This window comes from Variovorax sp. Root473, assembly GCF_001426505.1.
Classification (GTDB): domain Bacteria; phylum Pseudomonadota; class Gammaproteobacteria; order Burkholderiales; family Burkholderiaceae_C; genus Variovorax.
Genome location: NZ_LMEV01000019.1, coordinates 65,227 through 89,434, shown reverse-complemented (window position 1 = coordinate 89,434; position 24,208 = coordinate 65,227). Strand labels below are relative to the sequence as shown.

21 protein-coding genes are annotated in these 24,208 nt (G+C 68.3%); 12 read left to right on the top strand and 9 right to left on the bottom strand.

Features of this window, described 5'->3' with window-relative positions; all coding sequences use genetic code 11:
* Positions 1-4: 4 nt before the first annotated feature.
* A complete protein-coding gene (locus ASD34_RS23520; protein ID WP_056582984.1) occupies positions 5-1,384 on the top strand; it encodes a phospholipase D-like domain-containing protein in 1,380 nt (459 codons plus the stop codon).
* A 537-nt stretch (positions 1,385-1,921) separates the two neighbouring features.
* Positions 1,922-3,685 carry an Ig-like domain-containing protein gene (locus tag ASD34_RS23515; protein WP_056582982.1) on the top strand — a complete coding sequence of 588 codons (1,764 nt, stop codon included), beginning with the start codon at positions 1,922-1,924 and terminating at the stop codon, positions 3,683-3,685.
* A 10-nt stretch (positions 3,686-3,695) separates the two neighbouring features.
* On the opposite strand, the gene ASD34_RS23510 is transcribed toward ASD34_RS23515, so the two are convergent.
* Positions 3,696-4,754 carry an ROK family protein gene (locus ASD34_RS23510; RefSeq protein WP_056582980.1) on the bottom strand — a complete coding sequence of 353 codons (1,059 nt, stop codon included), beginning with the start codon at positions 4,752-4,754 and terminating at the stop codon, positions 3,696-3,698.
* 110 nt (positions 4,755-4,864) lie between these two features.
* Here ASD34_RS23510 and ASD34_RS23505 point away from each other — a divergent pair, with 110 nt between their 5' ends.
* Positions 4,865-6,418: a glycine betaine ABC transporter substrate-binding protein gene (locus ASD34_RS23505; RefSeq protein WP_056582978.1), complete on the top strand. Its 1,554-nt coding sequence runs from the start codon at positions 4,865-4,867 to the stop codon at positions 6,416-6,418.
* 7 nt (positions 6,419-6,425) lie between these two features.
* Here ASD34_RS23505 and ASD34_RS23500 read toward each other — a convergent pair whose 3' ends face one another.
* The 8 genes from ASD34_RS23500 to ASD34_RS23465 form a co-directional block, all read right to left on the bottom strand.
* Positions 6,426-7,862 (bottom strand): aldehyde dehydrogenase family protein, encoded by a 1,437-nt coding sequence (locus ASD34_RS23500; protein WP_056582977.1) that lies wholly within the window; start codon positions 7,860-7,862, stop codon positions 6,426-6,428.
* 55 nt (positions 7,863-7,917) lie between these two features.
* Positions 7,918-9,015: an SMP-30/gluconolactonase/LRE family protein gene (locus ASD34_RS23495; RefSeq protein WP_056582975.1), complete on the bottom strand. Its 1,098-nt coding sequence runs from the start codon at positions 9,013-9,015 to the stop codon at positions 7,918-7,920.
* Between the two features lie 51 nt (positions 9,016-9,066).
* Positions 9,067-10,428: a glucarate dehydratase gene (gene gudD, locus ASD34_RS23490; RefSeq protein ID WP_056582973.1), complete on the bottom strand. Its 1,362-nt coding sequence runs from the start codon at positions 10,426-10,428 to the stop codon at positions 9,067-9,069.
* A 16-nt stretch (positions 10,429-10,444) separates the two neighbouring features.
* Entirely contained in the window at positions 10,445-11,431 is a 987-nt protein-coding gene (locus tag ASD34_RS23485; RefSeq protein WP_056582971.1) for a Bug family tripartite tricarboxylate transporter substrate binding protein, read from the bottom strand.
* A gap of 14 nt (positions 11,432-11,445) precedes the next feature.
* Complete coding sequence (locus ASD34_RS23480) at positions 11,446-11,901, bottom strand: nuclear transport factor 2 family protein (RefSeq protein ID WP_056582969.1); 456 nt, start codon at positions 11,899-11,901, stop codon at positions 11,446-11,448.
* Between the two features lie 54 nt (positions 11,902-11,955).
* The gene (gene kdgD / locus ASD34_RS23475; RefSeq protein ID WP_056582967.1) at positions 11,956-12,867 is read right to left on the bottom strand and encodes a 5-dehydro-4-deoxyglucarate dehydratase; all 912 of its coding nucleotides are present in this window, start codon (positions 12,865-12,867) and stop codon (positions 11,956-11,958) included.
* A gap of 52 nt (positions 12,868-12,919) precedes the next feature.
* Positions 12,920-13,909: a Bug family tripartite tricarboxylate transporter substrate binding protein gene (locus tag ASD34_RS23470; protein ID WP_056582965.1), complete on the bottom strand. Its 990-nt coding sequence runs from the start codon at positions 13,907-13,909 to the stop codon at positions 12,920-12,922.
* Between the two features lie 123 nt (positions 13,910-14,032).
* Entirely contained in the window at positions 14,033-14,893 is an 861-nt protein-coding gene (locus ASD34_RS23465) for a FadR/GntR family transcriptional regulator (RefSeq protein WP_056583446.1), read from the bottom strand.
* A gap of 110 nt (positions 14,894-15,003) precedes the next feature.
* Between ASD34_RS23465 and ASD34_RS23460 the strand changes: the two genes are divergently transcribed.
* The 9 genes from ASD34_RS23460 to ASD34_RS23420 all read left to right on the top strand — a co-directional run bounded on the left by ASD34_RS23460 (position 15,004) and on the right by ASD34_RS23420 (position 24,112).
* Positions 15,004-15,828: an NAD-dependent epimerase/dehydratase family protein gene (locus tag ASD34_RS23460; RefSeq protein WP_056582963.1), complete on the top strand. Its 825-nt coding sequence runs from the start codon at positions 15,004-15,006 to the stop codon at positions 15,826-15,828.
* A 14-nt stretch (positions 15,829-15,842) separates the two neighbouring features.
* Complete coding sequence (locus ASD34_RS23455) at positions 15,843-16,733, top strand: SMP-30/gluconolactonase/LRE family protein (RefSeq protein ID WP_056582962.1); 891 nt, start codon at positions 15,843-15,845, stop codon at positions 16,731-16,733.
* Between the two features lie 42 nt (positions 16,734-16,775).
* Positions 16,776-17,753 carry a TRAP transporter substrate-binding protein gene (locus ASD34_RS23450; protein WP_056582959.1) on the top strand — a complete coding sequence of 326 codons (978 nt, stop codon included), beginning with the start codon at positions 16,776-16,778 and terminating at the stop codon, positions 17,751-17,753.
* Positions 17,754-17,892: 139 nt separating this feature from the next.
* Positions 17,893-18,381, top strand: a complete 489-nt coding sequence (locus ASD34_RS23445) for a TRAP transporter small permease (RefSeq protein WP_056582957.1) — start codon at positions 17,893-17,895, stop codon at positions 18,379-18,381.
* Between the two features lie 8 nt (positions 18,382-18,389).
* Positions 18,390-19,685 carry a TRAP transporter large permease gene (locus ASD34_RS23440; RefSeq protein ID WP_056582955.1) on the top strand — a complete coding sequence of 432 codons (1,296 nt, stop codon included), beginning with the start codon at positions 18,390-18,392 and terminating at the stop codon, positions 19,683-19,685.
* Positions 19,686-19,707: 22 nt separating this feature from the next.
* Positions 19,708-21,279: a galactarate dehydratase gene (gene garD, locus ASD34_RS23435; protein WP_056582953.1), complete on the top strand. Its 1,572-nt coding sequence runs from the start codon at positions 19,708-19,710 to the stop codon at positions 21,277-21,279.
* 18 nt (positions 21,280-21,297) lie between these two features.
* Positions 21,298-22,059: an SDR family NAD(P)-dependent oxidoreductase gene (locus ASD34_RS23430; protein ID WP_056582951.1), complete on the top strand. Its 762-nt coding sequence runs from the start codon at positions 21,298-21,300 to the stop codon at positions 22,057-22,059.
* Between the two features lie 53 nt (positions 22,060-22,112).
* Entirely contained in the window at positions 22,113-23,093 is a 981-nt protein-coding gene (locus ASD34_RS23425; protein ID WP_056582949.1) for a tripartite tricarboxylate transporter substrate binding protein, read from the top strand.
* Between the two features lie 26 nt (positions 23,094-23,119).
* Positions 23,120-24,112 carry a Bug family tripartite tricarboxylate transporter substrate binding protein gene (locus ASD34_RS23420; protein ID WP_056582947.1) on the top strand — a complete coding sequence of 331 codons (993 nt, stop codon included), beginning with the start codon at positions 23,120-23,122 and terminating at the stop codon, positions 24,110-24,112.
* The last annotated feature ends 96 nt before the right edge of the window (positions 24,113-24,208 follow it).

Here is a 24,208-nt window from a genome sequence, read left to right as displayed (position 1 = left end):
CCCCATGCCGGACACCGCCTTCGACTGGCTGCCCTCTCCTTCACAGCATTTTCTTGCCGTCACTTTCGCGTTGCTGGTCTATGTGCTGACCACGCGCACGCGGCGCGAGCAGCGCGCGCCCACCACCGCCATCGCGTGGGTCATGGGGCTGGTGCTGATGCCCTACGTGATCCTGCCGATGTACCTGCTGTTCGGCCAGCGCAAGCTGCGCCCGGCGGGTGCGCCCCGGCCGCCGCGTTCGATGCCGCCGGGCCACTGGGCGGCCGACCTCATCGAGAGCTTCGGCCTGGCGCCACCGGGGCGCTGCGCGATCCGCATGCATGCCGACGGCGAAGCCGCGCGCGAGGCGCTGTTCGAGGTGATCGCCGGCGCGCGCGAACGCATCGACGTGTGCACCTTCATCATCGGCGACGACGCGCTCGGCCACGCCGTGCTGACACGGCTTGCGCAGCGCGCGCGAGAAGGCCTCAAGGTGCGCGTGCTGCTCGACGGCTTCGGTGCGCTGTCGCTGCCGCGCCATCACTTCGACCGGCTGCGCGCGGCCGGCGGCGAGGTGGCGGTATTCCGCCCCTTCTTCAGCCTGCGCCGCATCGGGCCGCGCAACCTGCGCAACCACCGCAAGCTCACCATCGCCGACGACCGCTGGCTCTGGTCGGGCGGACGCAACCTCGCGGGCGAATACTTCACCGGCAACGCCACCCATCCCGAAGCCTGGCACGACCTCTCTTTCGACCTGCAGGGCAGCGTGGCCGCCGCCGCGGCGCGCCAGTTCGACCACGACTGGAGCTCGGTGCGCGGGCGCAAGGCGCGCGCCGTCACCGCCGACGACGTGGCGGCAGGCCCCGGCTGCGCGATGGCCCAGTTCCTGCCGAGCGGCCCCGACCAGACCGAGGACACAGCGCATGCGTTGCTCATCGACGCCTGCTTTCGCGCCGAGCACCGGCTGCTCGCGATCACGCCCTACTTCGTGCCCGGCGACGGCCTGCGCGACGCGCTGCGACTGGCCGCGCGCCGCGGCGTGCAGGTGACCGTCGCGATGCCCGCGCAATCGAACCACCGCCTCGCCGACTTCGTGCGCGCACGCGCCATGCGCGACCTGGCGCGCGCGGGCGTGAGCTTTCGCATGCTGCCCTTCATGGCGCACGCCAAGGCCGTGGTGGTCGACGACGAACTCGCGATGTGCGGCTCGATCAACCTCGACCTGCGCAGCCTGCTGCTGAACCACGAGGCGGCGGTGGTGTTCTACGGCCGCGACGACATCGAATGGCTGGCCGAATGGATCGAGACCACCGCCTCGGCCGGCGAGCCCTACCGCGCGCGGCGCCCGGGGCTGCTGCGCGACGTGGCCGAAGGGCTGCTGCTGACGGTTGCGTTCCAGCTGTAGACGGGCAGTGCATCGCTCAAGATGCACGAATGCAACATAATTGCAACTAATTGAACATTCACACTAGAATCGCCACCGGTTCCGGTGGATGACCGTTCTTCCGGAGCCCCCTGCATTGCGGGGCAGCCCGCTCCGGCCCGGCCTCACGGGGCCCACTGAAGCGCCATTCGTACCGCCCTTTTCGTGAGAAAGTGCCCAAATAACAGGCACCACTACAGCGAGGCCAGTTCCCTTCCTACGAGCCCAGAAATTAAGATAAAGGTTCACTGATTGTTGCCACATCGTGGGGAGGAATGAGCGGTCCGCCCGCCCTCCGCACTGAATGAGCAACCCGTAGTCCCCGCACTTCAGAAGCATCGGCGTCCGTCAGGGCGTATCGCCTTCGGCGACCTCGATGCGATGCAGGCGCGTGACCGGCAAAGGCGGTCGCCGCGGGGTCTGTGCGCTGGGCGCCGGGCGACACCTTCGCGCGGCCCGAAGCGGTCCCCTTTGTTGTCGATCACTGCCGGACTCCCCTGAGCACGGGGAGAAAAATCGATGCCTTTCATTGATTCGCTGCTGGCGCTCGCGCGCCGGCTGGGCGCAGCCTTGCCCGTCGTTTTGGCCTTGCTGCTGCCGTTGTCCGCTGCCCCGACCTGGGCGGCCATGAACGAAGTCGGCCGCGCCACGCCGAGCGTGCACCGCCTGCGCTTCTTCATCGACCCGCAACTGGCGGCCGACATCGGCGCGCCCGAGGCCGGCCGACGGCTCGCGCAGTACGTGGCCGACCTCAACACCGTGTTCCAGCGCGAAACGGTGCGCAGCTTCGCCTTCGACCCCGCGAAAGACCTGCAGATCGTCGCGCCCGGCGCGGCACCGCCCTGCGGCTTCAACGGCGTGGCCGGCGGCGAGATCGTGCTGTGCGTCGGCCCCTCCAAGCGCGGCTACAGCCACGGCGGCCTGACCACGAGCACCACCTTCCCGCCCACCGGCGTGACGTGGAACCTGAACTGGACCGCCATCCACGACCCGCTGCGCCTGTCGCGTGTCATCACCGCCGCCGCGCCCGAGTCCACCGAGAAGGACTACCTCGGCCGCCAGCTCAAGACCCTGCTGCACGAGCTGGAGCACGTGTTCGGCGCCGGTTCCGGCGAGTACTACAACGCGACCGCCATTGCCGACACCACCGAAGCCGCGCCCGCCAGCGACCTGGCCATCGTGAAGCACACCGACCGCTACTGGTGGACGCGCCAGCACTGGCGCCTCGACCCGCTGCTGGGCACCGTGTTCGAGCCACGCTACGACCCGGCCGCCAACCGCGTCGCCACGCTCGGCCTGATCCGTTTCACCGAAGGCACCAAGGCGCAGATCAACACCGACTGGCGCGACTGGCCCAAGCTCGGCAGCTCGAAGTTCATGGCCGCGACCCCCGCCACGCAGGTGCGCGTGACCGAGCGCGAGAGCGGCGCTGCGCTGGCCGGCGCGCCCGTCTCGGTGTGGCGCGACCCCGGCGCCGGCAAGCCGCTGGAGCCGATCGCGCAAGGCACGACCAACGCCGAAGGCCGCTTCGTGTTCGACTGGCGCTGCGGCTTCAGCTGCTTCGCCGTCGGCAAGACCACGCTGCTCGTGAAGGCGCAGGCCCCAGGCCGCGCACCGGGCGCGACGTGGTTCACCATCTTCGATGCCTTCGAACAGAAGGCGGTGCAAGGGCTCGCGACCTTCACCATCGACCTGCCGCTGGGCGTCCCCGACAGCCAGAAGCCGGCCGTGTCGCTGGCCGCACCCGCGATGGCGATCGTCGGCCAGCCGGTGGCGCTCGCGCCCGTGGCGGTCGACAACGTCGGCGTCTTCGGCGTGAAGGTGATCGGCACCGACAGCCTGCCGCTGTGCACCTTCACCGCCCCGCCCTACACCTGCCAGTGGACGCCGACCGCGCCGGGCGTGCAGGTCGTCCGCGTGATCGCCATCGATGCCGCGGGCAATGCGGAGGTTGCGTCGGCGCAGGTGATCGTGCGCGCGCCGGCCGACACCACGGCGCCGACCGTGACGCTGACCGTGCCGCAGATGGCGACGGCCGCGCCCGGCCTGCCGGTGCGGCTGTCGGGCACCGCATCGGACGACACCGGTGTCGCCGAACTGGCCTTCATCGTCGATGGCAAGACCGTCTGCGCGCTGCGCGCCGCGTCCTACGCCTGCAGCTGGACACCCGCACGCGCAGGCCTGGCGAACATCGAGCTGCGCGCCACCGATGCGGCAGGCAACGTGGCCACCGCCGCGGCCACCGCGCGCGTCGGCGCGGAACTGCGGCCCGAAGACCTGTAAGAGGTAGCGCTCAACGCCGGTTCGTGAAGCTGGCGTTGCCCAGCCCGGTGCCGATGGTCAGCACGCCCCAGCGTTGCACGTCGCGCATGAAGGGCAACTCGCTCAGGCCCTGCACCACCGCGTCGTTGTGCATGAGCACCAGCGTCGGCCCCGAGCCGATGATCGGCAGGCGCTGCCACAGCGCGGCCGGCAGGTGGAAGGCATGGCTCTCCCAGTCGCCCGGCAGGTTCTGCGCACCGCGCGCGATCGAGCCGTCGGAGCGAATGAGCCCCGGGCAACCGATGCCGATGAAAGGCGCGAGCCGGATCTTGTGGCGCTCGGCGTAGATCACCATGTCTTCGAGCATGTCGGCGATGCGCTCGACCATGTGGCTGCGGTTCGGGCCGTCGTCGGCATGGCGCCATTTCTCGCGCCGGACCACTTTGGCGCGCGAGAAGTCAGGCGCCTTGCGATGGCGCGTCTTCACGATGCCGCAGCGCACGTTGGTGCCGCCGATGTCCACGGCCAGGATCGCGTCGTGCCCCTTCAACAGCGCCGGCGGCGTGAGGTGCACCCAGCCGATCAGCCCGCCATCGTCGACGTTGTGCGACAGGCGGCCCAGTTGCACATGAACGCCCAGGTCTTCGAGCATCGCGCCCGCCTGCAGGATCGCGCGCTCTCCCACGTCGCTTTCGGGAAAGCCACCGCCCACTACGATGCGCTGCACCTTGCGCCACGAGGGCTGTCGCATGAAGCGCTGGATCACGAGGGCCAGCTCCTCGGCGAACTCCTCGATGGCGCCGTGCATCACGTCGGCGGCGGCGGTTGCGGTTTTCCCCTGCAGCACACGGTCGAGCTCCTTCTTGCTCAGGTCGCGCGAATGGGTTCCGCCCAACGGGTCGCGCCCAGCCTTGCGGCGGCGCTTGCGCCAGCGCTCGAGCAGCTCGCGAAACGCCGTCTGACTGGCCTGGTCGCCGACGAAGCCGTCCTTGTCGCGCAGCTGCAGGCTGTAGCCGTCCACGCGCAGGCCGGGCAGCTCGCGCAGGCCATGGATGTCGGGACCGGGGAGCGCGTGCTTGGTTTTCTTCATGACGGCCACTATGGGTCGCTGCGCGCCTGTGGCGCATCGGCTGCGCGCACCACGGCGTGTAGGAGGCGAACGGGTACGGCTGGCGCGGCGATGCCGATACACTGGCCCGGATGCACCTGCTTCGCAGCTTCTGGCGTGCCGCCCTGTGGCTTCCCGCGATGCTCTGGCTGGCCACCGCGCCCTGCGCGCAGGCCGCCGACGAGACCTTGCGCGTCGGCTCCAAGCGCTTCACCGAGTCGTACATCCTGGCCGAGGTGCTGGCGCAGACCGCTGCGCCGCACACCGCGTCGCCGCCCGTCATCCGACAGGGCCTGGGCAACACGGCCATCGTCTACGAGGCGCTTCGCTCCGGTGCCATCGACCTGTATGCCGAATACACCGGCACCATCGCACTCGAAATTCTCAAGGGCTCGCCCGCCGACACGCGCGAGGCGATGAACGCCGCGCTCGCACCGCTCGGCCTCGGCGTGGCGATTCCACTGGGCTTCAACGACGGCTACGCGCTGGCCGTGCGCGCTGCCGATGCCGACAAGCTGGGACTGCGCACGCTGAGCGATCTGGCGAAGCACTCCGAGTTGCGCATTGGGCTGTCGAACGAATTCATCGGCCGCGCCGACGGCTGGAAAGGCCTGGCCGCGCGCTACGGCTTCACGCAGACGCCCACCGGGCTCGACCACGGCCTGGCCTACGAGGCGATGACGGCCAGGCAGATCGACGCCATCGACATCTACACCACCGACGCCAAGATCGACCACCTCGGCCTGCGCGTGCTCCAAGACGACAAGCGGTACTTTCCGCGCTACGACGCCGTGGTGCTCTACCGGCTCGACCTGCCGACGCGGCTGCCGAAGGCCTGGGCCGCATTGCAGGCGCTCGAAGGCAAGATCGACGAGCACGCCATGATCGCGATGAACGCGCGCGCCGAATTGCAGGGCGTGCGCTTCGACACCATCGCGCGCGACTTCCTCGCCGGTGCCACCCAGGACGGCAAGACACCACCGAGCGCCGCGCGTGGCTTCACCGCCAAGCTCTTCGGCCCCGACCTCTGGCCGCTCGCGCGCCAGCATCTGCTGCTGGTGGCGGTGTCGGTCGGCGTCGCCATCCTCGTCGGTGTACCGCTGGCGATCCTGGTGTTTCCGCACCTGCGGTTGCGCGCCGTGGTGCTGGGCTTTGCGAGCGTGATGCAGACCGTGCCCTCGCTGGCGCTGCTGGCGGTGTTGATCTCGCTGCTCGGCGCCATCGGCGCCCTGCCCGCGCTGATCGCGCTCACGCTGTACTCGCTGCTGCCGATCATGCGCAACACGGTGACCGGACTCACCGAAGTGCCGCACGGCCTGCGACTGGCCGGCACCGCGCTGGGCATGACGCCGCCGCAGAGCCTGCGCTTCGTGTTGATGCCGCTGGCACTGCCCACGCTGCTGGCGGGCGTGCGCACCGCCACGGCCATCGCCATCGGCACCGCGACCATCGCGGCCTTCATCGGCGCAGGCGGCTTCGGCGAACGCATCGTGACGGGTCTGGCGCTCAACGACCGCGAGCTGTTGATGGCCGGCGCGTTGCCGGCTGCTGCGATGGCACTCGTCAGCGAGGGCATCTTCGAGCTGATCGAGCTCTGGATGCGGCGCCGTCGCCGGGCGCCGCCGTCCTCGCTGCCGCCAGCCTGACGGGTTCTCAGGCCAGCGTGTAGGCCGTCTTCACCGTGGTGAAGAACTCCTGCGCGTACTTGCCCTGCTCGCGCGGGCCGTAGCTCGATCCCTTGCGGCCACCGAAGGGCACGTGGTAGTCCACCCCCGCCGTCGGCAGGTTCACCATCACCATGCCCGCCTGGCTGTGGCGCTTGAAGTGCGTGGCGTACTTCAGCGAGGTGGTCGCGATGCCGGCCGACAGGCCGAACTCGGTGTCGTTGGCCGTGGCCAGCGCTTCCTCGTAGTCCTTCACGCGGATCACGCTCGCCACCGGGCCGAACACTTCCTCGCGGTTGATGCGCATGTGAGCGGCGGACTCGCTGAACAGCGCCGGCGACATGTAGTAGCCGTCGGTCTCCAGCTTCAGCAGCTCGCCGCCGGCTGCCAGCGTGGCGCCTTCGTCCTTGCCGATGGCGACGTATGCCATGTCCTGGTCGAGCTGCGACTTCGACGACACCGGGCCCACGTCGGTGCCCTGCGCGAGCGCGTCGCCGACCTTGATCTTCGCCATGCGCGTCTTCATCGCCTCGATGAACTTCGGGTAGATGCCCTCGGTCACGATGAGGCGACTCGATGCCGTGCAGCGCTGGCCGGTCGAGTAGAACGCGCTTTGCACGCTGAGCTCCACGGCCTGTGCGAGGTCGGCGTCGTCGAGCACCACCTGCGGGTTCTTGCCGCCCATTTCGAGCTGCACCTTCTTGTGGTTCGTGACGCACTGCACTGCGATGTTGCGGCCCACGCCCACCGAGCCCGTGAAACTGATCGCATGGATGCCGGGGTGGTTGACCAGCGCATCGCCGATCACGCTGCCGCGGCCCATCACGAGGTTGAACACGCCGGCCGGAATGCCCGAGCGGCTGATGATCTCGGCCAGCGCCCAGGCGCAGCCCGGCACGAGGTCGGCGGGCTTGAGCACCACGCAGTTGCCGAAGGCCAGCGCGGGCGCGATCTTCCAGGCGGGAATGGCAATGGGAAAGTTCCACGGCGTGATGAGGCCGACCACGCCGACCGGCTCGCGCGTGATCTCGACGCCGATGTTCAGGCGCACCGAGGGCAGCAGCTCGCCCGACAGGCGCAGGCACTCGCCCGCGAAGAACTTGAAGATCTGGCCCGCGCGCGTGGCCTCGCCGATGCCTTCGGCCCGGGTCTTGCCTTCTTCGCGCGCCAGCAGCGTGCCGAGCTCTTCCTTGCGCGCGAGGATCTCGGTGCCGATCTTGTCGAGCGCGTCGGAGCGCGCCTGGATGCTGCCCGTCGCCCATGCGGGGAAGGCAGCGGTGGCGGCCGCCACGGCGGCATCGACATGGCCCTTGTCGCCCTGCGTGTACTGGCCCAGCACGTCGGCCAGGTTGCTGGGGTTGATGTTGGGGCTGTAGCTCTGGCCGGCCAGCCATTCGCCATTGATGAGGTTGTTGAATTCAGTCATCGTCGGTGTCCTTGTGTGCGTGTTGTGTTGTGAGGAGGTTGGAAAAGTCCCAAGGCTAGGTGGCGCCTTCGGACTCCACGTAAAGGGCGTACAGCGAATGGCTGGCGGCCATGTAGAGGCGGTTGTTCTTGGGGCCGCCGAACGTGAGGTTGGCACAGCGTTCGGGCAAGCGGATGAAACCGATGGGCTTGCCTTGCGAATTGAAGATCTTGACGCCATCGAGGTCTTCGGACTTCGCCTGCGGCTGATAGACCTTCATGCCGTTGCCGGCATCGACGGGTTCGGGCGCGACGGCGCCGTTCCAGCCCCAGCCCATCCAGAGGTTGCCGTCGCGGTCGACGCGAAAGCCGTCGAGCGCGGCGGCGCCCGTGCCGTCGATGAGCTTCACCTTGTTCGACACGCTGCCATCGGCCGCCACGTCGTAGCGCCAGAGGCTGCGGTTCGGCGTGCCTTTCCATTCAACGACATAGAGCTTCTTTTCGTCCGGCGAGAAGGCCAGGCCGTTCGGATTCACGAGGTCGGTGATCACCGCCGAGAGCTGGCCGTCGGGCGTGAGGCGGTACACGTTGGTCGTTGCCTGCTCGGGAGCGGCCTTCTCGCCTTCCCAGGTGCCCGAGATGCCGAAGAGCGGATCGGTGAACCACACGGTGTCGTCCGATTTCACGACCACGTCGTTCGGCGAATTCAGCCGCTTGCCCTGGTAGCGGTCGGCCAGCACGGTCGTGCGGCCGTCGGGCTCGGTGCGCACCACACGCCGCGTCACCGAGTGCTCGCAGCTGATGAGGCGGCCCTGCCGGTCGCGCGTGTTGCCGTTGCAGTAGCCGGCGTTCGCCTTGTGGACCTTGAACTCGCCGGTCTTTTCCTCGTAGCGCATGAGCCGGTTGTTCGGGATGTCGCTGCACACGAGGTAGCCCTCGCGCGGCAGGTACACCGGGCCCTCGGCCCAGCGCATGCCGGTACCGACCTGCTCGAGCGTGCTGCTGTAGATGCGGTACTTCGCAAAGCTGGGGTCGAGGATCAGCACCGAAGGGTCTGGGTAGCGCTGCTGCGGCTTGTAGGGAAACGACTGGGCGCCCGCGGCCGCAGCCACGGCGCCGAGTGCCGAGCCGGCCGCGGCCTGGAGCAGGCGACGGCGATCCATGTGCTTGTTCATTCAGTCTCCTTGAAGGTCGGGACGGTCGGCACGCAGCGTGCGCCGCAGGGCTCAGCGGACCATGCAGGGCCGCTTGTTGTCGAAGGTCCAGTTGGGAATCAGGAACTGCATCGCCTGCGCATCGTTGCGCGACCCGAGGCCGTGCTTCAGGTACAGCTGGTGCGCCTTCTCGACCTCGGCCATGTCGAGTTCGATGCCCAGGCCACCGCGCGTGGGCACCTGCACGAAGCCGCCCTCGATCTGCAACGGCGCCTTCGTGAGGCGCTGGCCGTCCTGCCAGATCCAGTGCGTGTCGATGGCCGTGACCTTGCCGGGCGCCGCCGCGGCCACGTGCGTGAACATCGCGAGCGACACGTCGAAGTGGTTGTTCGAATGCGAGCCCCAGGTCAGGCCCCAGGCCTGGCACAGCTGCGCCACGCGCACCGAGCCCTGCAGGGTCCAGAAGTGCGGGTCGGCCAGCGGAATGTCGACCGATTGCAGCGAGAGGCTGTGCACCATCTCGCGCCAGTCGGTGGCGACCATGTTGGTGGCGGTGGGCAGGCCGGTGGCGCGGCGGAACTCGGCCATCACCTCGCGGCCCGAGAACACGCCTTCGGCGCCGCAGGGGTCTTCGGCATAGGCCATCACGCCGTGCAGGTCGCGGCACAGGCGGATGGCGTCGGCCAGCAGCCAGCCGCCATTCGGGTCGAGCGTGACGCGCGCCTGCGGAAAGCGCGCGTGCAGCGCGCGGATCGCCTCGACTTCTTCTTCGCCGCGCAGCACGCCGCCCTTGAGCTTGAAGTCGGTGAAGCCGTAGCGCGCATGCGCGGCCTCGGCCAGCCGCACGATGGCCTCGGGCGTCATGGCCTCTTCGTGGCGCAGGCGGAACCAGTCGTTGTCGGCGTTCGGGTCGGTCTCGTAGGCCAGGTCGGTCTTCGTGCGGTCGCCCACGTAGAAGAGATAGCCGAGCATCTGCACCGCGTCGCGCTGCTGGCCTTCGCCGAGCAGCGCCGCCACGGGCACGCCCAGGTGCTGGCCCAGCAGGTCGAGCAGCGCGGCTTCGGCGGCGGTCACGGCGTGGATGGTCACGCGCAGGTCGAAGGTCTGCAGGCCACGCCCGCCGCTGTCGCGCGCGGCAAACGCGCTGCGCATGCGGTTGAGCACGGCGTTGTGGTTGCCGATGGGCTGGCCCACGATGAGATCGCGCGCGTCTTCGAGCGTCTGGCGGATCTTCTCTCCGCCCGGCACTTCGCCCACGCCGGTGTGGCCGGCGCTGTCGGTGAGGATCAGCAGGTTGCGCGTGAAGAACGGGCCATGCGCGCCGCTGAGGTTCATCAGCATGCTGTCGTGGCCCGCAACGGGCACGACGCGCATGGCGGTGACGACGGGCGCGCCCGACACGGCGGGGGAGGCAGCGGATTCAGGAGAGGTCATCTTCGGGCTCGGTGGCTCAGTCTGCAGTGATGTGGCGGGTGTCGATGAGCGTCTTCCATCGCGCCCATTCGCGCAACTGGAAAGCCGTGAAGTCTTCTGGGGTGCTCGCGACGATTTCCAGGCCCTGGTCGAGCATGCGTTTCTTCGTCTCGGGGTCCTGCATGGCGGCGATGACCGCGTCGCTCAGCTTCTTCTTGGTGGCAGGTGGCAGGCCCTTGGGCGCGGCCATGCCTTGCCACGAATAGACCTCGGCGCCCTTCACGCCGGCTTCGGCGAGCGTGGGCACGTCGGGCAGCACGGGCGAGCGTTTGTCGCCGGTGACGGCCAGCGCGCGCAGCTTGCCGGCGCGGATGTGCGGCAGCACGGCGTTCACGTTCTGGAACGAGAAGTCGACCTGGTTGCCCAGCAGGTCGTTCACCGCCGGCGCGCCGCCCTTGTAGGGAACGTGCACGCCTTCGGTCTTCGATTGCTGCCAGAAGAGTTCAGCCGACAGGTGGTCGGAAGATCCGTTGCCCGAGCTCGCGAACGAGACCTTGCCGGGCGTCTTGCGCAAGAGCGCGAGCACGTCGGCCACGGTGTGTTCGGGCCGCGCGACATTCGCCACGAGCACGTTGGGTGCCTGCACGGGCACGCTGATGTAGTCGAAGTCCTTGGTGGCGTCGTAGGGCACGCTCTTTTGCAGGTGCGGCGTGACGACGAAGGCGCCGAGCGACGACACGAGCAGCGTGTAGCCGTCGGGCAGTGCGCGCCGCACGAAGCCGGTGCCGATGGTGCCGGTGGCGCCGGGCCGGTTGTCGACCACGAAGCTGCCGCCGAGCTTGCCCTGCAGCTGCTGCGCCAGCGCACGCGCCACCATATCGGTGGAGCCGCCGGCGGGGAACGGCACGATGATCGTCACGGGTTTCTGCTGCGGCCATGTGTCGGCCTGTGCCGTGGCATGCAACGGCAGCAGCGCGGTGGCGGCGAGCGCGAGGCCCGCGGCCAGGAGGTGTTGTCTCTTCATCGATTGCGCTCCCGTCAGGTCGTGAGGCGCACGGCCTGGCGCGCGAGCAGCTTCCACTCGCCGCCCTGCTTCTGCCAGATGCCGAGGATTTTCAGCGCGACCTTGCCGGGCTTGCCCGAGTCGTTGGTGTCGGCCGCGAGCGTGTGGCGCACGATGGCGGTGTGGCCGTCGACCACCTTGATGGTCTGGTCGGTGATCGCGATGGTCACGAAGTCCGACTTGCGGTCGAGCAGGTCGGCGATGAAGCTGGCCTGCGTGTCGACCTTGCCGCCCGAATGGCCATAGCTCAGGTCGTCGGACACCAGCGCACGCAGGGCGGCCGGTGTCGGGTCGATCATGGCGACGCGCAACCGCTCGGCCGCGGCGGCCACGGCCGGTTCGGCCGAAGCACTGCTGCCGCCACCGCTGGCGGCGCAGCCGGCGAACACGGTGGTCGCCGCGGCGGCGAGAAGAAATTTCCTGATGAGCATGTCGTTGTCTCCTGTTGTTCTGTGGTGCGGTCGACTATTGCGATCAGTGCCGGCTTACTGCGGGCCGAGCGTGTCGATGAGCGCCTTCAGCGCGTCCATCTCGTCAGGCTTCAGGTCGGTCAGCGGTGCGCGCACGGGGCCAGCGTCGTGGCCGACGAGCTTGGCGCCGGCCTTCACGATGCTCACGGCATAGCCGGGCACGCGGTTGCGCAGCTCCAGGTAAGGCATGAAGAAGTTCTTCAGCAGGTGATGCTGCGTGGCCATGTCGTCGTTGGCGACCGCGTGATAGAAATCCATCGCCGTCTTCGGGATGAAGTTGAAGACCGCCGACGAGTACACAGGCGTGCCCATCGCCTTGTAGGCCGCGGCATACACCTCGGCCGTGGGCAGGCCGCCCAGGTAGGCGAAGCGGTCGCCCATCTTCTGGAAGATCGCGACCATCGCTTCGATGTCGCCCACGCCGTCCTTGAAGCCGACGAGGTTCGGGTTGCGCTCGGCCAGGCGGGCCAGCGTGTCGGGCTTGAGGCGGCTCGAGGCGCGGTTGTAGACGATGACGCCGAACTTCACGCTCTTGCACACGGCTTCCACGTGCGCAGCCAGGCCTTCCTGGCCGGCTTCGGTGAGGTAGTGCGGCAGCAGCAGGATGCCGTGCGCGCCCGCCTTTTCGGCGGCTTGCGCGCACTGGATGGCGAAGCGCGTGGGGCCACCGGCGCCGGCAATGATCGGCACCTTGCCGCGGCAGGTGTCGACGGCGGTCTGGATGATTTCGGGGTACTCGTCACCCGTCAGCGAGAAGAACTCGCCCGTGCCGCCCGCGGCGAACAGCGCGCTCGCGCCGTAGGGCGCCAGCCATTCGAGGCGCTGGACGTAGCCCTTCTTGTGGAAGTCGCCGTTGCTGTCGAAGTCGGTCAGCGGGAACGAGAGCAGGCCGGAGCCCATGATGGTCTTGAGTTCTTGCGGGTTCATCGGAAGTCGTCCAGTGAAAAATGAAAAAGAGAAATGAAGAAGAAGGGGTCGCTCAATCGAGCTTCAGGTTGGCCTGCTGGATCACCTGCGCCCAGCGCGCGCGTTCCTTGGCAAAGAACTGGTCCTGCTCGGGCGCGGTCATGGTCACGACCTCGGCGCCCTGCCCCGCCAGCCGTGCCCGGATGTCGGGCGTGCGGATGATGCGGACCAGTTCCTTGTTGAGCCGGGCGATCACCGCGTCAGGGGTGCCGCGCGCCGCGACCACGCCCTGCCATGTGCCCGACTCGTAGCCGGGAACGCCCTGCTCCGCGATGGTCGGCACGCTGCCGATGAGCGGCATGCGCGTCGACTTGGACACCGCGATCAGCTTGAGCTTGCCGCTCTGCACATGCGGGTAGGTGGCCAGCATGCCGTTCATCAGCACCTGCGTCTGGCCGGCGACGGTGTCGAGCACGGCCTGCACGCCGCCCTTGTAGGGCACGTACTCCCACTTGGCGCCGCTCTTGCGCTGCAACTCGACACCGGCCAGGTGCGCGGTGCTGCCGCTGGCGGTGACGGCGAAGTTGAGGTCGCTCTTCTTCGACAGCTCGACCAGTTCCTTCAGCGTGCTGGCCTGCACCGACGGATGCACCACCAGCAGGTGCGGCGAGTAGGCCAGCATGGCCACGCTGCGCAGGTCCTTCGACGGATCGAACGGCAGCTTGGGGTACAGCGACGGGCTGATGGCCAGCGCGCCGAGGTCGCACAGCATGAGCGTGTGGCCGTCGCCCGGTGCCTTGGCGAGCAGGTCGGCGCCGAGGTTGCCGTTGGCGCCCGCGCGGTTCTCGATGACCACGGGCTGGCCCAGCGCTTCGGACAGCGGCTGGCCGATGGCGCGCGCAATGATGTCCGACGAGCCGCCCGGCGGGTACGGCACGATGAGGCGGATGGGCTTGGAAGGCCAGGTGCCGCCCGCCCCTTGCGCGAAAGCGGGCAAGGGCAGGCTGACAGCCAGTGTGGTGGCGAGGGCGGCGCCGAGCGCGCCGCGTCGGTTGATGGTCATGGGTGCTGTCTCCTGAAGGTCGATGCGGGCATGCGTGGCCTCGATGGCGTCGCATGTTATCAGTCATCGTACAACTAGAGAATCAGCTTGTCCAGACTTGAGCCCTGAAAACTCAGGGCGAACTCAACGCGAAGGGGTGTTGTCGGACGAGGCGGCGCGGTTGCCGGCCGCCTCCGCCTTGGCTTTTTGCTGTTGCGCGGCTTCCTGCGCCATGCGCAGCCGCTCGCGGCTGTTGGTCAGGTGGATGCGCATCGCGGCGCGCGCCGACTCGGGGTCGCGGCGCGCAATGGCCGCATAGATTTCCTCGTGCTCGCGGTTCACGCGGCTGAGGTAGCTGCCGTCCTGCACACGGATCGCGCTGATGCGCGTGCGCGGGATGATCGTCGTTCCCAGGTGCCGCATGATGTCGGCGAAGTAAGGGTTGCCGGTCGACTGCGCGATCTCCAGGTGGAAGGCGAAGTCGGGCCCCACCGTGTCGCCGCCCACCGTGACGTTCTGCTCGAACGCATCGAGCGCCTGGCGCATGGCGACCAGCTGCTCGTCGGTGCGCCGGCTGGCGGCGAGCCCGGCGGATTCGGTCTCCAGGCTGATGCGCAGTTCGAGCACGGCAAGCACGTCGACCGAGGTCGCGATCTCGCCGGGATCGAGGCGGAACACGCCGCCCATGCCACCCGGTCGCGGCTGCAAAACGAAGGTGCCCACGCCGTGCAGCGTCTCGACCAGCCCACCCGCCTGCAGCTTCGACAGCGCCTCGCGCACCACGGTGCGGCTCACGCCGTAGGCCTGCATGATGGCCGACTCGGTCGGCAGCTTGTCGCCCGGGCGCAGCGACTGGCTGCGGATCTTCTCGCCCAGATCTTCCACCAGCCCGTGCGCCAGGCCGCGCGCGCGCTGGCGCGGCCGTCCCACGAAGGCGGCGCTGGCCGCCGGGTGGTCGGCGGTCGTTTTCTGAACCTCGGGATTACCCGCAGTCGGTTGGGCCATGGCGACGATCATAATCCCCTCACAGTTGTACGACAACAGATAACTTATCACTTAAAAGTGGTGACACCGTTGTCCATTCCACACCCGCTTCCCTCACACCTCCCGAAGACATGTCGACGCCTGAAGCCTTCTCCCCCTCGCTCGGCCGCTTGCTGCTGACCGGCGCCGCCGGCGGTCTCGGCCGCGTGCTGCGCGAGCGGCTCGCACCGTTTGCGAACGTGATCCGCCTCTCCGACATCGCCGACATCGCGCCGGCCACGGGCGCACATGAAGAGGTCGTGCCCTGCGACCTGTCCAACAAGGCCGCGGTCGATGCGCTGGTGGCCGGCTGCGACGCCATCGCGCATTTCGGCGGCGTGTCGGTCGAGCGCCCGTTCGAAGAAGTGCTCGAAGCCAACATCAAGGGCGTGTTCAACCTGTACGAAGCCGCGCGCCGCCACGGCGTGAAGCGCGTGGTGTTCGCCAGCTCGAACCACGTGATCGGCTTCTACAAGCAGGACGAACACATCGACGCGCACGCCGCGCGCCGACCCGACGGCTACTACGGCCTCTCGAAGTCCTTCGGCGAAGACATGGCGCAGTTCTACTTCGATCGTTGGGGCATCGAGACGGTGAGCATCCGCATCGGCTCCTCGTTCCCCGAGCCGCTCAACCGCCGCATGATGAGCACCTGGCTCAGCTACCGCGACCTGACAACGCTGATCCAGAAGTCGCTCTTCACGCCGAACGTGAAGCACACGGTGGTCTACGGCATGTCGGCCAACCGCGACCTGTGGTGGGACAACGCCGCCGCCGCGCACCTGGGCTTCGTGCCGCAAGACAGTTCCGAGGTGTTCCGCGACAAGGTCGAGGCCCAACCGCCCGTCGCGCCCACCGACCCGAACGCCATCTACCAGGGCGGCGCCTTCACCGCGCAAGGCCCGTTCGGCGACTGACCGCGCCGCACCGCATGCAAGCCGAACTCGTTCTCGACGCGCGCAACGGCACGGGCGAAAGCCCGGTGTGGCTGGCCGCACAGCAGGCGCTGTACTGGGTCGATATTCCCGCGCGCACGCTCAACCGCTGGCACGCCGGCGAAGGCCATGCGACGTGGCAGGCCGATGAAATGATCGCCTGCATCGCACCGCGTGCCGGCCAGCCCGGCGAGTGGATCGCCGGCATGGAAAGCGGGCTGTTCTCGCTGCGCCCGCGCGCCGACGGAACGCTCGCGGCCACGCCGCTCGCTGCGGTGGCGCACGCTGCGCCGGGCATGCGCTTCAACGACGGCCGCTGCGACCGGCAGGGCCGCTTCTGGGCCGGCACGATGCTGCTGGACATGGCCGCGGGCGCGCGCATCGGCCGCCTGTACTGCTACGGCGCCGGCAACGACAGCGCGGCCCTGAAGCTGGACGATCTGATCGTGCCCAACGGCCTGGCCTTCAGCCCCGACGGCCGCACGATGTACCTGTCGGACTCGCACCCGAGCGTGCAGGCCGTCTGGGCCTTCGACTACGACACCGACACCGGCACGCCCCGCAACCGCCGCCTCTTCGTCGACATGCAGCCCCTGCCCGGCCGCCCCGACGGCGCGGCGATGGACATCGACGGCTGCTACTGGATCTGCGGCAACGATGCCGGCCTGGTGCACCGCTTCACGCCCGACGGCAGGCTCGACCGCTCGCTCGCCGTGCCGGTGAAGAAGCCCGCCATGTGCGCCTTTGGCGGGCCGAACCTGGACACGCTGTTCGTCACCTCGATCCGCCCCGGCGGCGTCGACCTGTCGGACCAGCCGCTGGCCGGCGGCGTGTTCGCGCTGAATCCCGGCGTGGCCGGGGTGCCCGAGCCGGCGTTCGCCGGCTGACCCCTTTTCTTTTTCACGACAACCACCAAGAGGACGAGACAAATGAAGCTCTACAAGACACTCATCGCACTTGCTGCCGGCGCGGCAGCCGCGTTGACCACGCTGGCTGCCGGCGCCACCGAGTTCCGCTCGGCCGACATCCACCCCGACGACTACCCCACGGTGACCGCCGTGAAGTTCATGAGCGAACGGCTCAAGGCGTTGTCCGGGGGCAAGCACAGCATCAAGGTCTTCAACAACAGCGCGCTCGGCAACGAGAAGGACACGATCGAGCAGACCAAGATCGGCGCGCTGCAGATGGTGCGCGTGAACATCGCGCCCATGAACAACATCTGCCCCGAGACGCAGGTGCCGACCATGCCCTTCCTGTTCCGCTCGGTCGAACACCTGCACAAGGTGCTGGACGGCCCGGTCGGCGAAGAGATTCTGAAGTCGTGCGAGAAGCAGGGCTTCGTGGGCCTGGCCTACTACGACAGCGGCGCGCGCTCGATGTTCACGGCCAAGAAGCCCGTGCGCAGCTTCGCCGACATGAAGGGCCTGAAGGTCCGCGTGCAGCAGTCCGACCTGTGGGTGTCGATGCTCGAGGCCATGGGCGCCAACGCCACGCCGATGCCCATGGGCGAGGTGTACACGGGCCTGAAGACCGGCCTCATCGACGCCGCCGAAAACAACTACCCCACCTACGAAAGCGCGCGCGCCTTCGAGGTCGCCAAGTACTACAGCAAGACCGAGCACTCGATGGCGCCCGAGATGCTGCTGTTCTCCAAGCGCGTGTGGGACAAGCTCTCCACCGAAGAGCAAGGCTGGCTGCGCCAGGCCGCCAAGGAATCGGTGCCCTACATGCGCAAGCAGTGGCAGGAGCGTGAGGTGAAGTCGCTGGCCACGGTGAAGGCTGGCGGCGCCGAGATCATCGACGTCGACAAGGCTCCGTTCCAGGCCGCGATGAAGCCGGTGTACGACAAGTTCATCACGGACGCGAAGCTCAAGGACCTGGTCAAGCGCGTCCAGGACACGAAGTAAACAGGGCTCGCCCCCAGGCTGCGCGCACTTCGTGTCGCTTCTCCAACCCCCTACCGGGGGCAACACCTGAGGCCCGGCAAAGCCGGTTCCTCGGTGTTCCACGAAGACGCCGGGCCTCTCCATTTTTCGCGCTGGAAATATGTACACCAAACTTTGCCGCACGCTCGCCCGTGCCTGCATGTGGATGGGCATCCTCGGTCTCGTCGCGGTGATCTGCGCCGTGAGCTGGCAGGTGTTCGGCCGCTACGTACTCAACAACACCCCCACCTGGGCCGAAAGCCTCGCGCTGCTGCTGGTGCTCTACGTGACCATGCTGGGCGTGGCCGTGGGCGTGCGCGACGCGGGCCACATCGGGCTTGAATCCTTCCTCGTGCTCGCGCCCGACTGGCTGCGCCTGAAGATGGAATACCTCATCCACGCGCTGATCCTGCTGTTCGGCCTGGCCATGGCCTGGAACTGCGCCTCGCTCGCCGAATCGGTGTGGGACTACCGCCTGCCCACGCTGTGGATTTCCGAAGGCTGGAAGTACGTGCCTGCCGCCGTGTCGGGCGTCCTCATCGTGATGTTCTCCATCGAACACATCATCGCGCTCGCCCAAGGCCGCGAAGTCGAACCCGCCTGGGGCTGAACCTCATCATGACGACCCCTCTTCTCATTCTTTGCCTCTCGTTCACGCTGTTCCTGCTGCTCGGCGTGCCGGTGGCGTTCTCGATCGGCCTGTCGGCCCTGGCCACGCTGCTGTACGAAGGCCTGCCGCTGGCGGTGGGCTTCCAGCAGATGACCTCGGGCATGGGCATCTTCTCGTTCCTGGCCATTCCGTTCTTCATCTTCGCCGGCGAGCTCATGCTCTACGGCGGCATCGCGGACCGCATCGTCAACTTTGCGCGCAACCTCGTGGGCCACGTGCGCGGCGGCCTGGGCATGTCGAACGTGGTGGCCTGCACCTTGTTCGGCGGCGTCTCGGGCTCGCCCGTGGCGGACGTCTCGGCCATGGGCGCCGTGATGATCCCGATGATGAAGAAGGAGGGCTACCACGCCGACTACGCGGTCAACGTGACGACGCATGCCGCGCTGGTCGGCGCGCTCATGCCGACGAGCCACAACCTCATCATTTACTCCCTGGCGGCGGGCGGCAAGGTGTCGATCGCGGCGCTGATCCTTGCGGCGCTGCTGCCGGCGGCCGTGCTCACCATCAGCAACCTTGCGGCGGCCTACCTCGTGGCCGTGAAGCGCGGCTACCCGGCCGGCAGCTTCCCGGGCTGGGACATCGTGGCGCGTTCGTTCGCCGCGGCACTGCCGGGGCTGTTCATCGTCGTGCTGATCCTCGGCGGCATCCTGTCGGGCATCTTCACGGCGACCGAATCGGCGGCAGTGGCGGTGCTCTATGCGCTGGCGCTGACGATCTTCGTGTACCGCACGCTGAAGTGGGAGCACTTCATCAAGGCGGCTGCCAAGGCCGTGCGCACCACGGGCGTGATCCTGCTGCTCATCGGCATCTCAAGCACCTTCGGCTACCTCATCAGCCTGTACGGCGTGGCCCAGCTCACGGGCGAGTTGCTGTCGCAGATCACGACCACGCCGTGGATGATCTTCCTGCTCATCAACGTCATCCTGTTCGTGCTGGGCACCTTCCTGGACATGGCCGCGACGATCCTGCTGTGCACGCCGATCTTCTTGCCGATCGCGCAGCACTACGGCATGAGCTCGGTGCAGTTCGGCGTGGTGATGCTCATCAACTGCGCGCTCGGCCTGAACACGCCGCCCGTGGGCACCACGCAGTTCGTCGGCTGTGCCATCGGCGGGGTGTCGGTGGGCACGGTGATGCGCACGATCTGGCCCTTCTATGGCGCGTTGATCTTCGCGCTCGGGGTCGTTACCTTCGTGCCGGCGTTTTCCACCTGGCTGCCCAGCCTGTTCATGGTGGTGAAGTAAAGAAAAGAGAAAGGGCCTCCCGATGGCCGATGCGAACACCCGACCGCCGCTGTACATCCGCATCCACGCGGCCGACAACGTTGCCATCGTTGCGAACGACGGCGGCCTCAAGGCCGGCACGGCCTTCGACGACGGCCTCGTGCTGGTCGACACCGTGCCCCAGGGGCACAAGGTTGCGCTGACCGACCTGGCCGAAGGCGCGGCCATCGTGCGCTACAACGTGGTGATCGGCTACGCACTCAAGGCGCTGCCGCGCGGCAGCTGGGTGCACGAGCGCGTGATGCGCATGCCGGTCGCGCCCGAACTCGACGGCCTGCCCATCGCGACCGTCAAGCCCCCTGCCCTGCCGCCGCTCGAGGGCTACACCTTCGAGGGCTACCGCAACGCCGACGGTTCGGTGGGCACGCGCAACATCCTCGCGATCACGCAGACTGTGCAGTGCGTGGCCGGCGTGACCGAGTTCGCCGTGGCGCGCATCAAGGCCGAGCTGCTGCCGAAGTACCCGCACGTCGACGACGTGGTGGCGCTGGAGCACACGTACGGCTGCGGCGTCGCCATCGATGCGCCCGATGCCATCGTGCCGATCCGCACCCTGCGCAACATCAGCCTCAATCCGAACTTCGGTGGCGAGGTGATGGTCGTGAGCCTGGGCTGCGAGAAGCTGCAGCCCGAGCGGCTGCTGCCGCCCGGCACCATCCCCATCGCCGACCAGCGCGGCGCGCCCGCCGGCGACCTCGACGTGGTCTGCCTGCAGGACGACGCGCACGTCGGCTTCATGTCGATGATCGACTCGGTGATGCGCCAGGCCGACGCGCACCTCGCCCGCCTGAACCAGCGCCGGCGCGAGACCGTGCCCGCGAGCGAGCTCGTCGTGGGCGTGCAGTGCGGCGGCAGCGACGCCTTCTCGGGCGTCACCGCCAACCCGGCCGTGGGCTTTTGCACCGACCTGCTGGTGCGCGCGGGCGCCACCGTGATGTTCTCGGAAGTCACCGAGGTGCGCGACGGCATCGACCAGCTCACCTCGCGCGCGTCCACGCCCGAAGTGGCCGACGCGATGATCCGCGAGATGGCCTGGTACGACGCTTACCTGCACCAGGGCCGCGTCGACCGCAGCGCCAACACAACGCCCGGCAACAAGAAAGGCGGGCTGTCGAACATCGTCGAGAAGGCCATGGGCTCGATCGTGAAGTCGGGCTCCGCGCCGATCACCGGCGTGCTCGCACCCGGCGAGAAGGCGAAGCAGAAGGGCCTGATCTACGCCGCCACGCCGGCCAGCGATTTCATCTGCGGCACGCTGCAACTCGCCGCCGGCATGAACCTGCATGTGTTCACCACCGGCCGCGGCACGCCCTACGGGCTGGCCGAGGTGCCGGTGATCAAGGTCGCCACGCGCAGCGACCTCGCGCGCCGCTGGCACGACCTGATGGACGTGAACGCAGGCCGCATCGCCGATGGCGACGCCAGCATCGAGGACATCGGCTGGGAGATGTTCCGCCTGATGCTCGACGTGGCCAGCGGCCGCAAGAAGACCTGGGCCGAGCACTGGAAGCTGCACAACGCGCTGGTGCTGTTCAACCCGGCACCGGTCACCTGACATCGAAAGGAAGCATCCATGGAAGACCTCAAGGACAGGACCGCCCTCGTCACCGGCGCCAGCACCGGCATCGGTGCCGCGGTGGCCATCGCCTTTGCCGCGCGCGGCATGCGCGTGGCGGTGCACTACAACAGCTCGGCCGATGCGGCGAACCGCGTGGTCGACACCATCCGCACGGCCGGCGGCACGGCCTTCGCGCTGCAGGCCGACGTGCGCGACACCGCCGCGATCCGCGCCTGCGTGCAGGAGACCACGGCGCAGTTCGGCCGCATCGACGTGCTGGTGAACAACGCCGGCAGCCTGGTCAAGCGCATGCCCATCGCCGAGTTCGACGATGCGCTGTTCGACGAGGTCATGCACATCAACGCACGCTCGGTGCTGGCCTTCTGCCGCGAAGCCGTGCCGCAGATGCGCAAGCAAGGCAGCGGCGCCATCATCAACGTGACCTCGGTGGCCGCGCGCACCGGCGGCGGGCCCGGCGCCTACCTGTACGCGGGCGCCAAGGGCTTCGTGAGCACCGCGACGCATGGCCTGGCACGGGAACTCGTGGGCGATCGCATCCGCGTGAACGCGGTCGCGCCGGGCGTGATCCAGACGCCCTTCCAGGACCGCTTCTCGACGCCCGCGATGCTGGAGACCTTCAGGACCGGCATCCCGATGGGGCGCCTGGGCACGGCCGACGAATGCGTGGGCGCCTTCCTGTACCTCGCGTCCGAGCAGCTCTCGGGCTACGTGACCGGCCAGGTGCTCGAAGTGAACGGCGGGCAGTACATGCCCTGACGCACTCCCCCGCCTTCCCGGCACCACAGATCAACAACGGAGACAGAGACACCATGCAAAGAAGCCAGTTCGTCCGCGGCATTGCCGCCCTTTCGGCCACCGCCGCCCTCTCGCTCGTCGGGGCCGCGCCCGCCGCGGCACAAGCCAACGACTTCCCGAACCGCACCATCGAACTGCTCGTGCCCTACCAGCCCGGTGGCGGCACCGACGGCCTGGCGCGCGCGTTCTCGGAAGCCAGCCGCAAGCACATCTCGCAGAGCATCGTGATCGTCAACCGCCCCGGCGCGGGCGGCGCCATCGGCTGGGCCGAGGTGATCAACGCCAAGCCCGACGGCTACAAGCTCGCCGTGCTCACCGTGGAGCTGCTGACGCTGCCGCACCTGGGCCTGGCCAAGTTCAACTACGACGACTTCCAGCCCATTGCGCAGCTCAACGCCGACCCGGCCGCGATCACCGTGAAGGCCGATGCGCCGTGGAACACCATCGAGGAGTTCCTCGCCGCCGCGAAGAAGTCGCCCGAGAGCATCCGCGTGGGCAACTCGGGCAACGGCTCGATCTGGCACCTGGCCGCCGCCGCGCTCGAAGACAAGACCGGCACCAGGTTCGGCCACATCCCCTACCAGGGCGCCGCGCCCGCCGTGCTCGCGTTGCTGGGCGGCCACATCGAGGCCGTGGCCGTGAGCCCCGCCGAAGTCACGACGCATGTGCAGGGCGGCAAGCTCAAGGTGCTGATGGTGATGGCCGACAAGCGCGTGAAGGGCTTCGAGAAGGTGCCGACCGCGAAGGAGCGCGGCATCGACCTGTCGATCGGCACGTGGCGCGGCCTGGGCGCGCCGAAGAACACGCCGCCCGAGGTGATGGCCAAGCTGCGCGAGATCACCGCCAAGACCGCCGCCGAGCCGCTCATGCACGAAGTGATGGACCGCCAGAACCTGGGCTACGTCTACACCGACGGCGCCGTGTTCAAGGACACGCTGGCCAAGGACAACGCCTACTTCAAGGCGCTGATCGCCAAGCTCAACATCAAGCCGTGAACGCCCCACGACAAGGAGACACTGCCATGCAACGCCGCACACTGATCCAATCCGCCCTCGCCGCTTCGCTCGCCACGGCCCTGCCCGCCTTCGCGCAGGGCGGCAGCACCTGGCCCACGGGCAAGGCCATCACCTACCTCGTGCCGTTCCCCGCGGGCGGCACCACCGACGTGCTGGGCCGGCTCATCGGGCAGCGGCTGGGCACCGCGCTGGGCACGAGCGTGATCATCGACAACAAGGGTGGCGCCGGCGGCAGCGTGGGCTCCGAGATCGGCGCCCGCGCCGCGCCCGACGGCTTCACCCTGGTGGGCGGCACGATCAGCTCGCACGCCATCAACGTGAGCCTGTACCCCAAGCTGGGCTACGACCCGCAGAAGTCGTTCGCGCCCGTGACGCTCATCGGCACCAACCCGGTCGTGCTGGTGGTGAACCAGGCCAGCCCCTACAAGACGCTGAAGGACGTGATCGCCGCGAGCAAGGCCAAGGCCGGCGGCCTCTCGTCGGCCTCGGCGGGCACGGGCACCTCGCAGCACCTGGCGCTGGAACTGCTGGGCTTCAAGTCGGGCGTGAAGTTCACGCACATCCCTTACAAGGGCAGCGGCCCGGCGATCCAGGACGTGATCGGCGGACAGGTCGACATGATGTTCGACACCACGGTGGTGGCCGGCCCGCACATCCAGAGCGGCAAGCTGCGCGCCATCGCCGTGACTTCGGCCAAGCGCCTGGCCTCGATGCCCGACGTGCCCACGGTCGCCGAGTCGGGCGTGCCCGGCCTGCAGGACTTCGAGGTGGTGTCGTGGCAGGCGATCTTCGTGCCCGCTGGCGTGCCCGTCCCCGTGGTCGAGCGCCTGCACACCGAGATCCGCAAGATCCTCGCGACGCCCGAGATGCAGGACAAGCTCAAGGGCTTCGGCATGGAGCCTGCCGACCTGACGACTGCGCAGATCGCCGCCTTCCAGAAGACGGAAGTGGAGAAGTGGGCGCAGGTGATCAAGGCCGCAGGCATCAAGGCCGACTGACCCAACTCCCTCAGCAGCGGCGCCCGACTGCACCCACACCCCCACAAGCGCCCGGTGGGCGGTGTTGTGCGGGCGGCCCCTCTGTGCCGCCGAGGC

Coding starts and splice junctions, on each gene's coding strand:
- ASD34_RS23460 (WP_056582963.1), top strand. CDS start 15,004: ATGTCGACGCCTGAAGCCTTCTCCCCCTCGCTCGGCCGCTTGCTGCTG.
- ASD34_RS23510 (WP_056582980.1), bottom strand. CDS start 4,754: ATGAAGAAAACCAAGCACGCGCTCCCCGGTCCCGACATCCATGGCCTG.
- ASD34_RS23480 (WP_056582969.1), bottom strand. CDS start 11,901: ATGCTCATCAGGAAATTTCTTCTCGCCGCCGCGGCGACCACCGTGTTC.
- ASD34_RS23515 (WP_056582982.1), top strand. CDS start 1,922: ATGCCTTTCATTGATTCGCTGCTGGCGCTCGCGCGCCGGCTGGGCGCA.
- ASD34_RS23465 (WP_056583446.1), bottom strand. CDS start 14,893: ATGGCCCAACCGACTGCGGGTAATCCCGAGGTTCAGAAAACGACCGCC.
- kdgD (WP_056582967.1), bottom strand. CDS start 12,867: ATGAACCCGCAAGAACTCAAGACCATCATGGGCTCCGGCCTGCTCTCG.
- ASD34_RS23445 (WP_056582957.1), top strand. CDS start 17,893: ATGTACACCAAACTTTGCCGCACGCTCGCCCGTGCCTGCATGTGGATG.
- ASD34_RS23495 (WP_056582975.1), bottom strand. CDS start 9,015: ATGAACAAGCACATGGATCGCCGTCGCCTGCTCCAGGCCGCGGCCGGC.
- gudD (WP_056582973.1), bottom strand. CDS start 10,428: ATGACCTCTCCTGAATCCGCTGCCTCCCCCGCCGTGTCGGGCGCGCCC.
- ASD34_RS23500 (WP_056582977.1), bottom strand. CDS start 7,862: ATGACTGAATTCAACAACCTCATCAATGGCGAATGGCTGGCCGGCCAG.
- ASD34_RS23420 (WP_056582947.1), top strand. CDS start 23,120: ATGCAACGCCGCACACTGATCCAATCCGCCCTCGCCGCTTCGCTCGCC.
- ASD34_RS23505 (WP_056582978.1), top strand. CDS start 4,865: ATGCACCTGCTTCGCAGCTTCTGGCGTGCCGCCCTGTGGCTTCCCGCG.
- ASD34_RS23485 (WP_056582971.1), bottom strand. CDS start 11,431: ATGAAGAGACAACACCTCCTGGCCGCGGGCCTCGCGCTCGCCGCCACC.
- garD (WP_056582953.1), top strand. CDS start 19,708: ATGGCCGATGCGAACACCCGACCGCCGCTGTACATCCGCATCCACGCG.
- ASD34_RS23450 (WP_056582959.1), top strand. CDS start 16,776: ATGAAGCTCTACAAGACACTCATCGCACTTGCTGCCGGCGCGGCAGCC.
- ASD34_RS23425 (WP_056582949.1), top strand. CDS start 22,113: ATGCAAAGAAGCCAGTTCGTCCGCGGCATTGCCGCCCTTTCGGCCACC.
- ASD34_RS23455 (WP_056582962.1), top strand. CDS start 15,843: ATGCAAGCCGAACTCGTTCTCGACGCGCGCAACGGCACGGGCGAAAGC.
- ASD34_RS23440 (WP_056582955.1), top strand. CDS start 18,390: ATGACGACCCCTCTTCTCATTCTTTGCCTCTCGTTCACGCTGTTCCTG.
- ASD34_RS23520 (WP_056582984.1), top strand. CDS start 5: ATGCCGGACACCGCCTTCGACTGGCTGCCCTCTCCTTCACAGCATTTT.
- ASD34_RS23430 (WP_056582951.1), top strand. CDS start 21,298: ATGGAAGACCTCAAGGACAGGACCGCCCTCGTCACCGGCGCCAGCACC.
- ASD34_RS23470 (WP_056582965.1), bottom strand. CDS start 13,909: ATGACCATCAACCGACGCGGCGCGCTCGGCGCCGCCCTCGCCACCACA.